Annotated in this window: 14 protein-coding genes; 6 read left to right on the top strand and 8 right to left on the bottom strand. The window is 32.2% G+C overall.

Going from position 1 to position 14,994, the window contains the following annotated elements; genetic code table 11:
* Nucleotides 1–282: 282 nt before the first annotated feature.
* The gene (locus RH82_RS12680) at nucleotides 283–1,077 is read right to left on the bottom strand and encodes a DUF2797 domain-containing protein (RefSeq protein WP_034061254.1); all 795 of its coding nucleotides are present in this window, start codon (nucleotides 1,075–1,077) and stop codon (nucleotides 283–285) included.
* A gap of 43 nt (nucleotides 1,078–1,120) precedes the next feature.
* Between RH82_RS12680 and RH82_RS12675 the strand changes: the two genes are divergently transcribed.
* The gene (locus RH82_RS12675) at nucleotides 1,121–2,635 is read left to right on the top strand and encodes a GH3 auxin-responsive promoter family protein (protein WP_034061253.1); all 1,515 of its coding nucleotides are present in this window, start codon (nucleotides 1,121–1,123) and stop codon (nucleotides 2,633–2,635) included.
* 44 nt (nucleotides 2,636–2,679) lie between these two features.
* Here the strand turns inward: RH82_RS12675 and RH82_RS12670 are convergent, their stop codons facing one another.
* The 7 genes from RH82_RS12670 to RH82_RS12640 form a co-directional block, all read right to left on the bottom strand.
* Complete coding sequence (locus RH82_RS12670; protein ID WP_034061251.1) at nucleotides 2,680–3,201, bottom strand: GNAT family N-acetyltransferase; 522 nt, start codon at nucleotides 3,199–3,201, stop codon at nucleotides 2,680–2,682.
* Nucleotides 3,202–3,266: 65 nt separating this feature from the next.
* Nucleotides 3,267–4,499, bottom strand: coding sequence for an ATP-dependent Clp protease ATP-binding subunit ClpX (gene clpX / locus RH82_RS12665; RefSeq protein WP_034061250.1), 1,233 nt, complete (start codon nucleotides 4,497–4,499; stop codon nucleotides 3,267–3,269).
* Nucleotides 4,500–4,589: 90 nt separating this feature from the next.
* Nucleotides 4,590–5,264, bottom strand: a complete 675-nt coding sequence (clpP, locus tag RH82_RS12660) for an ATP-dependent Clp endopeptidase proteolytic subunit ClpP (protein WP_034061248.1) — start codon at nucleotides 5,262–5,264, stop codon at nucleotides 4,590–4,592.
* Between the two features lie 241 nt (nucleotides 5,265–5,505).
* Nucleotides 5,506–6,834 carry a trigger factor gene (gene tig, locus RH82_RS12655; RefSeq protein ID WP_034061246.1) on the bottom strand — a complete coding sequence of 443 codons (1,329 nt, stop codon included), beginning with the start codon at nucleotides 6,832–6,834 and terminating at the stop codon, nucleotides 5,506–5,508.
* Nucleotides 6,835–7,027: 193 nt separating this feature from the next.
* Nucleotides 7,028–7,375 carry a phage holin family protein gene (locus tag RH82_RS12650; RefSeq protein WP_034061244.1) on the bottom strand — a complete coding sequence of 116 codons (348 nt, stop codon included), beginning with the start codon at nucleotides 7,373–7,375 and terminating at the stop codon, nucleotides 7,028–7,030.
* Nucleotides 7,376–7,382: 7 nt separating this feature from the next.
* The gene (locus RH82_RS12645; RefSeq protein ID WP_034061243.1) at nucleotides 7,383–8,156 is read right to left on the bottom strand and encodes an alpha/beta fold hydrolase; all 774 of its coding nucleotides are present in this window, start codon (nucleotides 8,154–8,156) and stop codon (nucleotides 7,383–7,385) included.
* A 192-nt stretch (nucleotides 8,157–8,348) separates the two neighbouring features.
* Complete coding sequence (locus RH82_RS12640; RefSeq protein ID WP_034061242.1) at nucleotides 8,349–9,062, bottom strand: pyridoxine 5'-phosphate synthase; 714 nt, start codon at nucleotides 9,060–9,062, stop codon at nucleotides 8,349–8,351.
* 108 nt (nucleotides 9,063–9,170) lie between these two features.
* Here RH82_RS12640 and RH82_RS12635 point away from each other — a divergent pair, with 108 nt between their 5' ends.
* From RH82_RS12635 to RH82_RS12615, 5 genes are all read left to right on the top strand, one after another.
* Nucleotides 9,171–9,830 (top strand): CBS domain-containing protein, encoded by a 660-nt coding sequence (locus RH82_RS12635; RefSeq protein WP_034061240.1) that lies wholly within the window; start codon nucleotides 9,171–9,173, stop codon nucleotides 9,828–9,830.
* A 2-nt stretch (nucleotides 9,831–9,832) separates the two neighbouring features.
* Complete coding sequence (locus RH82_RS12630; RefSeq protein ID WP_034061238.1) at nucleotides 9,833–10,708, top strand: NAD kinase; 876 nt, start codon at nucleotides 9,833–9,835, stop codon at nucleotides 10,706–10,708.
* Nucleotides 10,709–10,949: 241 nt separating this feature from the next.
* Nucleotides 10,950–11,645: a type IX secretion system protein PorG gene (gene porG, locus RH82_RS12625; RefSeq protein WP_034061237.1), complete on the top strand. Its 696-nt coding sequence runs from the start codon at nucleotides 10,950–10,952 to the stop codon at nucleotides 11,643–11,645.
* A 1-nt stretch (nucleotide 11,646) separates the two neighbouring features.
* On the top strand, nucleotides 11,647–12,384 hold the full coding sequence (locus tag RH82_RS12620; protein ID WP_034061235.1) for an isoprenyl transferase: 738 nt from the start codon (nucleotides 11,647–11,649) through the stop codon (nucleotides 12,382–12,384).
* The gene (locus tag RH82_RS12615; RefSeq protein WP_156112475.1) at nucleotides 12,320–14,968 is read left to right on the top strand and encodes a BamA/OMP85 family outer membrane protein; all 2,649 of its coding nucleotides are present in this window, start codon (nucleotides 12,320–12,322) and stop codon (nucleotides 14,966–14,968) included. Before RH82_RS12620 ends, RH82_RS12615 begins: the two co-directional genes overlap by 65 nt.
* Nucleotides 14,969–14,994: the final 26 nt, after the last annotated feature.

Below are 14,994 nucleotides of genomic sequence, written 5' to 3'. Positions count from 1 at the left end.
CCAAAATTAGTTAATAAATCAAATTGGTTCTTTTCGGAGACAAAACAAAATATATTAAATTTTATTCTTGGAGTTATGACTTTCGTCTTTCTAATTTTAATGTGGACGAATGTGATTGTAATTCCAGTAAAATAAAAATATAGAATTTAAAAATAGTGTAATTGGAATTGGATTAGGAGTTGGTTTCTTTATTCTTTAAGCAAGAGAAGCCAAATGTATTAATCAGAACATTGTATTATTGACTAACGAAAAACTTCTTACCCACTGTTGAATTCCAAAAAATCAAACAATCTCAATACTAACCACTTTCCCTTCATTTCCGCGAACATTACAAACAGTATCATCTTCAAAAATAAGATACTGTCCTTTTATACCTTTTAAGACACCAGTAAAAGAGCCTGCTTTTTCAATATTTAAACTTTTTGGTTTTACAGGATAAGACAATACTGGAAACTCTATTTGTGTTTCACTATTGTTTTCAATGTAATAGTCTTGAGCTTCAGCGGGAATGTATTGTTTCAACTTGTCTTTCCATTCCACTAAACTCTCATCCACTACTTCATTTTTAAGCATGGTACGCCAATTGGTTTTATCTGCCACATAAGCTTTTAAAGCAACTTCTGTAATCCCTGCAAGATAACGATTAGGCACTTCTACAACTTCTATAGCTTCGTGAGCGCCTTGATCTATCCAACGTGTTGGTACTTGGGTTTTTCGAGTTACACCAACCTTTACATTACTAGAATTGGCTAGATACACAATATGCGGTTTTAGTTGCACTTTCTTTTCGTATTCCAAATCGCGATCTTCTTTATCTAAATGCGCTGTACTTAACTCTGGGCGCATAATCCAATCTGCAGCCTGAGGAATATCGAAAAAACAACTTTTACAAAAACCTTGTCTAAAAATAGGCTTGTTTAAACTACAGTTTAAACATTGATGCCTAACAAATTGAAATTTTAAAGTTTTATTAAGCAACTGATTCATATTAATAAAATCGTTTTCGAAAACTAAATAATATTGAATAGGGCTAGAAAACTCTGTTGCCATTTTTGTTAGCACGCCTTGGTAAGTCATAAAAAAAAGTGTTATTTTTAGTCTCTAAATATACCAAAAATATATGCCAATCCCTTTAGTAAATTCTATCGCTTCTTGGTTTTTAAAGAAACGGTTTCACCAAATCGATTTGTTTTTAAAGTACCCAAACGAAGTACAAGAAGAACTACTTTTTAGTTTAATAGAAACGGCTAAAGACACTGAATTTGGAAAACAATACGACTTTTCTTCTATAAAAACCTACGCTGAATATGCCAATAGAGTGCCAGTAAAAAACTATGAAGGTTATCAAGATTTATTTGAACGTTCTCGATTAGGAGAAAACAATATTTTTTGGCCTTCACCCATAAAATGGTTTGCTAAATCTAGCGGAACAACTAGTGCAAAAAGCAAATTTATACCAGTGAGTCAAGACTCTTTAGAGGATTGTCATTATGCTGCAAGTAAAGATTTACTGTGTATGTATTTAAATAATAATGAAAATTCACAACTCTTTACAGGAAAGAGCTTACGACTAGGAGGCAGTAAAGAATTATACAAAGAAAACGGAACTGCTTTTGGAGATTTAAGTGCTATTTTAATAGATAATATGCCGTTTTGGGCTGAATTTAGTAGTACGCCAAGCAACAAAGTATCTTTAATGAGCGATTGGGAAACCAAAATGGCTGCTATTGTAAACGAGACTATAAATGAAAACGTTACCAGTTTAGCAGGTGTACCGTCTTGGATACTTGTGCTACTTAATACTGTTTTAGACAAAACCGAAAAGACTTCGTTGTTTGAGGTCTGGCCAAATCTGGAAGTTTACTTTCATGGAGGCGTAAGTTTTAATCCGTACCAACAGCAATACAAAAACATTTTACCAAAGAAAGATTTTAAATATTATGAAATCTATAATGCTTCGGAAGGCTTTTTCGCTATTCAGGATAGAAACGGTTCTAGCGAATTGCTATTAATGTTAGATTATGGCATTTACTATGAGTTTATTCCAATGGAAACACATGCCACTCCAAACGAACGTGTTATTCCACTAAGTGAAGTCGTAAAAGGTAAAAATTACGCAGTAATTATTACTACAAATGCTGGTTTATGGCGTTATAAAATTGGTGATACTGTACGTTTCACTTCCGTTTCACCGTATAGAATAAAAGTTTCAGGAAGAACAAAGCACCACATTAATGCCTTTGGAGAAGAGCTCATTATTGAAAATGCAGAAGATGCCTTAAAGAAAGTCTGTAAGAAAACAAAGAGTGAGATTGTAGATTATACAGCTGCCCCAATTTTTATGGAAGGCAAAGAAAAAGGCGCTCACGAGTGGCTAATAGAATTTAAAACGCCACCAAAGGACATCGACTATTTTAATGAATTATTTGACAATGCACTAAAATCTCTAAATTCGGATTACGAAGCGAAACGTTATAATAACATGACTTTAAATAAGCCAAAAATTAATATCGCGAGAACAAAACTTTTTTATGATTGGTTGAAACAAAACAACAAGCTTGGAGGGCAACATAAAGTACCGCGCTTATCGAATACTCGAGATTATATTGAGGAGTTAATAAAACTGAATACTTAAAAATATTAGGTCTCGACTGCCCTCGACGAGGACAGTAAAGGGTATTAAATATGTATAGTATAAATCCTGTTCTTTGGGAAACCTGGATCCTCTCTTTCCTGTTGCAACACAAATCTATTTGAAACCAAAAGAGCCTTAGAACTTTCATTATCCACATGAGTAAAGGCTTCAATTGTATTTAAGTTAAGGGCTTTAAAACCAAATTGAATGACGGCCTGTATTGCTTCAGACATGTAACCTTTTCTAAAATACTCAGGCAACAAATCGTAACCAACCTCAGCTGTTTTTCTATCTTCCGAAAAATTCCACAAACAAATACTGCCTATTTTTTCATTTAAAACCTTATCAGTTAAAGTCCAGCTTATAGATTTGTCATCCTCTAAAAAATGAGTAAGTTTATTAATATGAGCTATTGCTTCCTCTTGTTTTGTAAACAACGGTTGCATAATGTATTTTCTAACAATCGGGCTTGATCGTAATGCAAAAACTAAATCTACATCTTCCATATTAGAATTGGTAAATACAATTCTTTCTGTTTCTGGGTTTTTAAAGTTTGATAGTTTCATTTTATTTAAATAAAAAAGCCTACTTCATAAAAAAGTAGGCTTCAATTTATATTATTACTTTAAACTTAAGAAACTGCCTTTAGTTGCTTAAGTTTAGTTTTAGATAATTTTTGTTCTGCATAATCTCTAGTAACAGTCAATTTATTACTATCGGTTCCTGGCATTTCGAACATTGCATCTGTTAAGATTTCCTCACATAGAGAACGCAAACCTCTTGCTCCTAGTTTATATTCAATGGCTTTACCAACTATATATTCTAAAGCACCATCCGTAATATCAAACTCTATTTCATCCATAGAAAAGAGTTTTTTATATTGCTTAATAATGGCATTTTTAGGTTCGGTTAAAATTGCTCTCAATGTCTCTCCATCTAATGGATCCATATGTGTTAATACCGGTAAACGACCTATAATTTCAGGAATTAATCCAAAATCTTTTAAATCCTTAGGAATAATATATTGTAATAAATTGTCATTATCAACAACATTATCACTCATTGAAGCGCTGTAACCAACTGCTTGCATATTCAAACGCTTAGAAATCACGCGATTTATACCGTCGAAAGCACCTCCAGCAATGAATAAGATATTCTCAGTATCTACTTCAATAAATTTTTGGTCTGGATGTTTTCTACCGCCTTTTGGTGGCACGTTTACAACTGTTCCTTCTAATAATTTAAGTAATGCTTGTTGTACACCTTCTCCAGAAACATCTCTAGTAATTGAAGGATTATCACTCTTACGCGCAATTTTATCTATTTCATCTATAAATACAATTCCTTTTTCGGCTTTCTCTAAACTGTAATCTGCTGCTTGTAGTAAACGTGTTAAAATACTTTCTACATCTTCACCTACATAACCAGCTTCGGTTAAGACTGTGGCATCTACAATAGCTAAAGGTACATTAAGCATTTTTGCTATAGTTTTAGCCATTAAGGTTTTACCTGTTCCTGTTTCTCCAACCATAATAATATTCGATTTTTGAATCTCGATATCATCATTTGTTGGTGGTTGCAATAAACGTTTATAGTGATTATAAACTGCAACAGACATAACTCTTTTGGTATGTTCTTGACCAATAATATAGTCGTCTAAGAACGCTTTTATTTGTTGAGGCTTACGCAACATAAGCTCTGCAGACAAATCTGTACTATCACTTTGTTTAGATTCTTCAATAACAATACCATGTGCTTGTTCTATACAACGATCACATATGTGCGCATCTAAACCTGCTATTAATAAACTTGTTTCTGGCTTTTTCCTACCACAAAACGAACATTCTAATTCTTCCTTTGCCATCTTTTCTAAGTTAAAAGTTAAAAGTTAAAAATGAAAAGTTTTTACTTAAACCTTTCAAGATACCTTTAACTCACTAATGCTTAAATATTTTTAATTACGAGCTAAAATCTCGTCTATCATTCCGTATTCTTTCGCTTTATCAGATTTCATCCAGTAATCACGATCACTATCTTCGTAAACCTTGTCGTAATCTTGACCTGAATGCTTACTTATAATTTTATAAAGCTCTTCTTTTAATATTAAAATTTCGCGAGCAGTAATTTCTATATCACTTGCTTGACCTTGTGCTCCACCTAAAGGTTGATGAATCATAACACGTGAATGTGTTAAACCACTACGTTTTCCTTTTGCACCTGCACATAACAATACTGCTCCCATTGAAGCTGCCATTCCTGTACAAATAGTTGCTACATCTGGCTTAATAAACTGCATAGTATCGTAAATACCTAATCCTGCATATACACTTCCACCTGGAGAGTTTATATACATTTGAATGTCTTTATTAGCGTCTACACTTTCTAAAAACAGAAGTTGTGCTTGTACAATATTAGCAACATTATCGTTTATTCCTGTTCCTAAAAAAAGGATACGATCCATCATTAATCTTGAAAACACATCCAGTTGAGAGATATTTAATTGACGTTCTTCTATAATGTAAGGCGTCATGTTTTGAGGTGTTACACTACTAATAATTTTATCGTAGTAGGTACTGCTTATTCCTTGATCTTTTATAGCAAATTTTTCGAATTCTTTTCCGTAATCCATATTTATATTTTGAATTTGATATTTTAGTTTAGTTTCTGAATTTATTCAGAAAGCGTTAAATGTATAGTTAAATCGGCGGTTTTCAAACTATTTAAGTTGAATTTAACGCTCATAAAATAGGCATTGAATTGTAATTAATTCAATGCCTAAATATAATGATTATTCACAAAACAACCTTTCTGTCTTTAGCTAAAAAAAGCTAAAGACCATGACTCCTTAAAAAGGCAAGGCGTTAGAAGGTTTATTTATCTCCGTAAACTTCTTTAACAAACTTATCGTAGGTTAATTCTTTAGTTTTTACGTTTGCTTTTTCTTTATAAAGGCCCAATAGTTTTTGGCTCACCACTTGCTCGCTTAAACGCTTTACTTCTTCTTGGTTAGATAATACTCTAGCTGCAATATCGTCAAGCTCTTTATCACTAGGATTCATTTGACCAAATTGTGCCATTTGCACTTTAATCATAGCTTTTGCGCTCTCTTTTACATCTTCAAAATCCACTTTAATTCCGTTAGCTTCCATTAGCTTCGCTTCGATAAGCTGGTAACGTAAACTTTTTTCAGATTTTATATATTCTTCTTTTGCTGTAGCAGCGTCCATAGGATTTTCTCCTGCAGACTGCATCCATTTTGTTAAAAATTCTGCTGGTAAATCGAATTTAGTATTTTCTACTAAATGCTCTGTAACGTCGTTTAAAAACTTCTGATCTGATTGCTGAACGAATTGCTTTTCAGCATCTTCTTTAATCTTTACTTTTAATTCTGAAACCGTTTTCACACCATCTTTTCCAAATAATTTATCGAACAACTCTTGATCTAAATCTGCAGGTTCGCGTTTGTTTATTTCGGTAATTTCAAAGTTAACCTCTATATTTAAACCATGTGCTTTATCGTGCTCCACTTTTAATGCTTGGATTAATTCGTGATCGTCTTCGTAAAGTCCTTTTGTATTTAACGCAATAACATCTCCAGCTTTAGCACCCACAAATTGCTTTGCTGTTGATTTACCTTTAAACTTATCTAAAGTTAAAGTTACAGTGTTTTCTATTTCTTCAGCTTCATTTTTGTAAACTCCTGTAATTTCGCTGTCTTTAGCAACCTCTGTTAAAGCTACTAATTTACCGTATTGCTTTTGGATGTTTTCAACTTGACCATTAATCATTTTATCGTCTGCAACGATATTATATTGTATAATGTCTTTTTTCCCTTTTAAATCAACTTCGAATTTTGGAGAAAGACCTAATTCAAAATCAAAAGAAAAACTATCTGAATCCCAATCGATATCATCTTGAGGTTTTGGTAATGGTTGCCCTAAAACATCTAACTTTTCTTCAGCTAAATATTTATTTAATCCTTCTTGAATAAGTTTATTAACCTCTTCGATTAATACAGGTTTAGCATATTGCTTTTTAACCATTCCCATTGGCACATGACCTTTTCTAAATCCAGGAATGTTTGCTGTTTTTCTATAATCTAATAAGATTTTTTCAACTTTAGTTGCGTAATCATCTTTCTCGATTAACACCGTTACTACAGCATTTAATGCGTCTTTATTTTCTCTTGTAATTTTCATTTTGAAAAATCTATTTTATGTAACCAAAAATGGAGTGCAAAAATACTAATTTTTTACACTCCATCAAAGTTTTTAATTTGTTGAATTTCAGGATCTCTGTTAAGGTAAAATTGCTCTTGGGAAGTCACAAAGTTGGAAAGCTTGCTGTATACAAACGTTCTCTAACAGATTACAGCCTTAGTAAGGTAGTCTACTATTTCTTATTCTTTTTCATAAACGACTGCAGTAACGATTGCAATATTGATAATAACACACTAAATAAAATTGCCCACCAGATATTATCTACCGAGAAACCGTCAATTAATTTATCTGCTAACAAAATAATTAGCGCATTAACTACTAATAGAAATAAGCCTAAAGTTACTATGGTTATTGGTAATGTTAAAATAACTAATAGTGGTTTTACTAAAACATTTAAAACCGATAATACAACTGCTACAATTATTGCGGACACATAACCATCTACATGTACACCATTTAAAACATTAGCCAATACAAATACTGCAATAGCGTTTAATAGAAGTCTGATTATTAAATTCATAGTTTTATTATATTTTACAATTTACAAAATTAATAACTGCATTATAAAAATCTTTAGGATTTTCGGCATGCAACCAATGACCTGCATTTGCAATGGTTTCTATTTTAGCATTTGTAAAGTGTGATTTAATGATGGCTCCATCTTGAACACCAATGTATTCGCTTTTGTCTCCCTTTAAAAAGAGTGTTTCACCATCAAATTTTGAATGTACTGGCAATGCCTCGCCAACTTCGCTTACGTTTTCTGCTAGAGCTTCAAGGTTTATTCTTAAATCTAAAACCCCTTTTTCTACCCAATACAAGTTTTTTAATAAAAACAATCGCGTTCCATAATCGCTTACATAATTAGATAGTTGCGTATCTGCTTCTCCTCTACTTTTTAACGTTACAAAGTCTAAACTATTTAACCCTTCTAAAATGGCATCGTGATGAATAGGATAAAAACGAGGAGAAATATCTGCTACTATTAATTGCTTTACATAATCGGGAAATTGCGATGAAAAAAGCATAGCTGTTTTTCCTCCCATAGAATGCCCGAGCAAAACGATATCTTTTAAATTATATATATCACAATATGCTTTTAAGTCTAGAGATAAAAGATCGTAATTAAAATCTTTGCTATGCAAGCTTCTTCCGTGATTACGCTGGTCTACTAAATGCACCTGAAATCCTGCTTTAGCAAATTGTTTACCTAGGGTTTTCCAGTTATCGCTCATGCCTAAAAAACCATGAAGAATGAGAAATGGTTGCCCTTCTCCTATTATGTTTGAATGTAATTGCATTGCTTTTTTATTACTCAGAAATTCACAGAATGTACGCTGAGATTTACTGAGAATTTATCTTTTATTTTCTCGGATAATTATAGCCACGAATTGCACTAATCATCACAAAGTTTAATGTGACTACTATTTTTAATTATTTCCTCAATTTTTCAGAACATGAATTGATTCTCAATTCAATTTCAAAATCAAGTTCTATTTCAGTTTATTCAAATACATATTGACGACATTTTCAATACCTAGGTATAAGCTTTCAGAAATTAAAGCATGACCAATTGAAACTTCTAATAACCCTGGGATATTCTGCTTAAAAAACTTGATATTATCTAAAGACAAATCGTGTCCTGCATTAACGCCTAACCCTATTTTATTTGCAATGTCTGCGCATTCCGAATACGGTTTTATAGCGTCTTTGTTACCTAAAGTATATTGATGAGCGAAACCTTCAGTATATAATTCTATTCTATCTGCTCCTGTAGCTTTGGCACCTTCAATTTGCTTATGATCTGGATCTACAAAAATAGAAGTGCGAATATTATTTCTATTAAATTCTGAAATAACTTCAGTTAAAAACTTCTTATTTTTAATTGTATCCCAACCTGCATTACTTGTCAAAGTATCTATACTATCTGGCACTAAGGTTACCTGTGTTGGTTTAATCTCTAAGACCATATCTACAAATTTCGAGATAGGGTTCCCTTCAATATTATATTCTGTATGAACAATTGGTTTTAAATCATAAGCATCTTGATAGCGTATATGTCTTTCATCTGGTCTTGGATGTATAGTTACACCTTCGGCTCCAAAACGTTGAACATCTTTTGCAAACTGAACCACATTTGGCGTGTCTCCTCCTCTAGAGTTTCTTAAAGTTGCTATTTTATTTATGTTTACGCTTAATTTTGTCATTTTCAATCGGTATTAATTAGTCAGGAGAAATTCAGTACAAAAATACAAAGTAGATGCACGAGATTGTTCTTATTTTTAATTAATTTGCATAAAATTGAAAGACACACAATGAATCTTCTAGATTACCTTATAAACGACATAAAACCATTATTAAATACGGATAAGGTTAAAGAAATCCAGCTGCTGTTTAATCAGTTAACCTATTCTCACATTCCTATTAAAAATGCTGAAGGTGTTTATTTAGGTTGTATTTCTGAAAACGACGCACATTGTTTTGAAAGCGAAAAGCCCATTGAAGACTATCGTTATTCTGGTGAAGGTTTTTTTGTAAGAGAAGATACTAACTGGTTAGATGTTCTTGAAGCTTTTGCTCAAAACTCGGCTAATATCATGCCTGTTTTAAGTAATAAAAATGTGTACTTAGGGTATTATGAATTAAATGATGTGATTAGTCTTTTTAATGAAACACCTTTCTTTTCTGAAGCTGGCGCCGTTTTAATTATTGAAAAAGGAATGGCAGACTATTCTTTTAGCGAAATTAGCCAAATTGTAGAGTCTAACGGTGGTAAGTTATTAGGTGCTTTTATTTCTAAAATCGAAAATGATGTAGCACAAATCACATTAAAAATGGGTAATGCAAACCTTAATGAGATTATGCAAACCTTTAGACGCTATAGCTATAATGTATTATCTGGACATGAAGACGACAGTTATTTAATAGGCCTTAAAGAGCGCTCAGATTATTTAAACAAATACCTAAATATATAATTATGAAGGTTGCCATTTACAGTCAATATCCAAAAAAACAGTCTAAAGACTCTTTAAAGACACTTTCAAAAGAGCTTATAGCGCTAGGTGCTTCATTGTATCTTGAAAGCGAATTTTTTAATGATATTAAAACTGAACTTTCTAATCCATCAGTTTATAAAACTTTTAAAACTTTAGATAAAAGCTTCGATCTACTTGTAAGCATTGGTGGAGATGGCACTATTTTGAGAGCCATTACTTTTGTGCACCATTTAAATATTCCTATAATTGGAATTAATACGGGAAGGCTTGGGTTTTTAGCAACTATTCAGCCAGAAAACATAAAACAAGCAATAAAAGATATTTATAATAAAGAGTACACATTGAGTAAGCGCACTTTATTATCTATCGAAACCGCTCCAGAAAACAGTGATATAAAAGATTTAAATTTTGCTTTAAATGAAATTGCCGTGAGTAGAAAAAATACAACATCTATGATTACTGTTGAAACCAAATTAAATGGCGAGTTTTTAACATCGTATTGGAGTGATGGTTTAATAATTTCTACACCAACAGGATCAACAGGTTATTCTTTAAGTTGTGCTGGACCAGTAATTACTCCAGATACTACAAGTTTTGTTTTAACACCTATTGCTCCTCATAATCTAAGCGCAAGACCTTTAGTAATCGAAGACTCCACAACGATAGAATTAAAAGTAAGTGGTCGAGAAGATAATTACTTAGTGTCTTTAGACTCAAGAATTGCAACCTTGTCTAACGATACTATTATTACTATAAAAAAAGCCCCTTTCACCATTAATATGGTTGAATTAAATTCTGAAAGTTTTCTTACAACCTTAAGAAAAAAACTGCTTTGGGGAGAAGACAAGAGAAATTAAAAAACTCCTTTTTATTAATATCACTTACAAATCATTAATTCTTACAATAATTTCACGTAAATACTGTTTTAAACACTAACCAAATTAGTGAAAGTTAGTTACCAACTATCTAATAAGATGTGTTTTCAAAACAAAAGTTCTTTTTAAATTTAAAAAGAACAATTTGTTTAGCGTCATTTTATTAGGTAAATAGGTATTACAGGCTAATCTTATTTATTATATTTGCAAACTTTGATGACCAATGAAGTATTTAACGCTTTTACTATTAGCATTTATAAGCATACAATTAAGTAGTGCACAAATTAACGAATTCGGTATTTTCGTTGGCGGCAGTAACTTTATTGGAGATGTAGGTGCAACAGATTATATTGCACCCAAGCAGCTAGCTTTTGGAGCCATATACAAATGGAACAGAAGCAAGAGACATTCTTACAGAATTTCATTAATCTCCACAGAATTAGAAGGTATAGACAACAATTCGGATGATCCCAGCAGAGAAAAAAGAGGCTTCCAATTTAATACTAATATTATTGAACTTTCTGCCGGAATGGAATTTACGTTTTTCGATTTCGATCTTCATAATGGAGGATCTCCATCTACTCCTTATATCTATTCTGGTATTAGCGTAGCAAAGCACGACAACTTCTTTTTTAATTCCGATGGAACAATAGTAGATGAAGGATCTACAAGTTACGCCTATGGCATACCTATAGTTTTGGGCTATAAAGTAGCAGTCACTACAGATTTTATTCTAGCATTCGAAATAGGAGCGCGTTATACGTTTTCAGATGAATTAGATGGAAGCGTTCCAGATTCTAAAGAACTGTTTGAAAGAAAAGCATTTGGAAATGTTAATAACAATGATTGGTACACCTTCACAGGTATTACATTAACTTATACATTTGGCAGGAACCCATGTTTTTGCCCAGGAGGATAATTTGGATACAAGTAAAATAAATACAAGTAAAATACCCAAACACGTTGCCATTATTATGGATGGTAATGGTCGTTGGGCCAAACAGAAGGGGTTCATTCGTGCTATTGGTCACGAAAATGGAACAAAATCTGTACGTCAAACTGTAGAAGCTGGTGCACAATTAGGAATAGAGAACCTAACTTTATATGCATTCTCAACCGAAAACTGGAACAGACCAAAATTAGAAGTAGATACTTTAATGCGATTATTGGTCTCTTCTTTAAAGAAAGAAATAAAAACACTTCAAGATAATAACATTAAACTAAACGCTATTGGCAAACTCTCTAACCTACCTAAAAAGGTTTACAAAGAGTTAAATGAGGTTATAGAAAATACAAAAAACAATACTAGAATGACATTAACCTTGGCATTAAGCTATGGTTCTAGAGAAGAATTGTTAAATGCTATTAAAGAAATAAGCGATAAAGTTAAAAATAATATAATTTCTTGTGAAAATATTGACGAATCGATTATTAATGAGCATCTTTACACGCAAAATTTACCAGACGTGGATCTACTTATTAGAACAAGTGGAGAACAGCGAATCAGTAATTTTTTGCTCTGGCAAATAGCATATGCAGAATTGTATTTTACAAAAGTATTATGGCCAGACTTTACACAGCAACACCTTTGTGATGCTATCACAGAATATCAAAATAGAGAAAGACGCTTTGGAAAAACAAGTGAACAAATTAGTTAAGAGATTCAAATTGAAAACATTTTCACAATACACATTAGCACTCCTTTTTGTGCTATCAAGTTTATTTGCTCAATCACAAGAATTATCTTTTGAAAATAGTGAGAAATATGTAATCGCAGAAATAAAAGTTGTTGGCAATACTAGTTTTAGTGAGCAAACAATTATTACATTTTCTAAACTTAAAAAAGGAGATGAAATATTAATTCCTGGCGAAGAGATAAGTACAGCAATCAAGAAGTTATGGAAAACAAACCTATTCAGTGATATTGAAGTTTACTTATCCAAAGTTGAAGGTAATGCCGCTTATCTAGAAATTAGGCTAGCAGATTTACCAGCTTTAAACGAGTTAAAAATTACTGGAGTTAAAAAGAGTAAAAAAGAAGCTTTAATTAAAGAAAATAAACTTCAAGAAGGTGTAAAGGTTACAGAAAACCTTATTACGACTACCAAAAATTATATTCAGAGTAAAAACAGAAAAGCAGGTTTTTTAAACACCAAAGTTAATATCAATACTATTACTGTTAAAGACTCGCTACAAAATGCACGAGTAAACATGGTGCTAAGTGTAGATAGAGGTGAAAAGGTTAAAATTGACAAAATAAATTTTGAAGGCAACTCTATTTTAAGTGATAAAAAACTTAAAAAGGCAATGAAAAACACGAAGCAAAAAAAAGCATTTCGTATTTTAAAACGCTCAAAATATATTGCTGCAGAATTTAAAGAAGATTTAAATAGTGTAATAGATAAGTATAAGGAAAATGGATACAGAGATGCGCGTATTATTTCTGACACCTTAATTATTAATAATGCTAAAACAGTAACCTTAAACATTAAAATTGAAGAAGGTGAAAAATACACTTTTGGAGATATAACATTTATAGGTAACACCGTTTATACCGACGACTATTTAAAACGTAAACTACGTATTGAAAAAGGAGAGACTTACAACGGTATCTTATTAGAAGAACGAATAGCAGATAATTCAAGACCAGACGGAGATGATATCACTAACCTTTATCAAGATAATGGCTATTTGTTTTCTAAAATTAATCCAGTAGAAGTTAATGCAGATGGTAATGTAATTGACATGGAAATTAGAATTATTGAAGGTAAACCAACCTATTTTAATAAAATTACAGTTGTAGGAAACGAAAAAACGAATGACCATGTTATCTACAGAGAAATAAGAACACGTCCTGGAGAATTATATAGTAAAGCAAATGTAGTACGTACAGTACGTGAATTAAGTCAGTTAGGCTTCTTCGATGCAGAGCAAATAGATCCTAGGTTTAAAAATGCAAGTCCAGAAGATGGTACCATAGACATAGAATATGGTGTTGTGGAAGCTGGAGCGAGCCAAATTGAACTACAAGGTGGTTATGGAGGAGGAGGATTTATTGGTACACTAGGTTTATCCTTTAACAACTTCTCTCTAAAGGACATCTTTAAAAAAGAAGCTTATAAGCCTATTCCTTCCGGAGATGGCCAAAAATTAGCTTTACGTTTACAAGCCAGTCAATTTTTTAGAACCTATAGTTTTCAATTTTCTGAACCTTGGATGGGAGGCAAAAAACCAGTACAATTCTCAACCTCTTTATCGCAGACACAACAATTTTTATTTGATCAACAAACCAGAAGAGCAGATAAAAACAGACGTTTTAATATTACAGGTATTACTTTTGGTTTAGCAAAGCGTTTGTCGATCCCAGATGATTATTTTACATTATCTCAAGGTTTAAGTTTTCAGCATTACGATTTAAAGAATTATAATACAGGACTATTTACTTTTGGTGATGGGTATTCAAACAACTTATCTTACACATTAGGTTTAAGTAGAAACAACACCTTCAACGATCCTATATTCCCAACAGGAGGTTCTAGTTTTTCTGCTACAGCAAAATTATCTATACCTTATTCTTTATTTAATGATACAGATTATGAGGCTTTAAGAGAAGAAAGAGAAGCTAATCAAGTTATAATAGGAGATCCTACTAACGATATAGAGCAAAGAACTGCTGCTTCAAATAGAATATCACAAATTGATCAAGAACGTTTTAATTGGCTAGAATTCTATAAGATTAAGTTTAAAGCTGAATGGTACACAAAACTAATAGGTAAATTTGTTTTTAAATCGAATATAGAATTTGGTTTCTTGGGGGCATACAATCAAGATCGAGGTATTGTTCCTTTTGAACGTTTCTTCCTTGGAGGAGATGGATTAGGCGCATTTGCATTAGACGGAAGAGAGGTTATTGCATTAAGAGGTTATCCAAATCAATCGCTTTCAGATAACGATGGTGCTCCAGTTTATAACAAATTTTCATTAGAGCTACGTTACCCAATCACATTAAAACAATCGGCCAAAATTTACGCTTTAGGATTTTTAGACGCAGGAGGATCATATGATAGTTTTAAAGACTATAACCCATTTAATGTAAAACGTTCTGCAGGTTTAGGGGTTAGAATATTTATGCCAGCATTTGGTTTATTAGGTATTGATTTTGGATATGGATTCGATCCACTTCCGGGAAACACCGTTAAGCATGGATGGGAAACTCACTTTATTATCGGACAACAATTTTAACACATAATTCAAGGTCTTTTATTACA

It is taken from the genome of Lacinutrix jangbogonensis, assembly GCF_000797445.1.
GTDB classification, from domain to species: Bacteria; Bacteroidota; Bacteroidia; order Flavobacteriales; family Flavobacteriaceae; genus Lacinutrix; species Lacinutrix jangbogonensis.
Note: the sequence above shows the minus strand (reverse complement) of the source record. Positions and strands in the feature narration are given on the sequence as shown.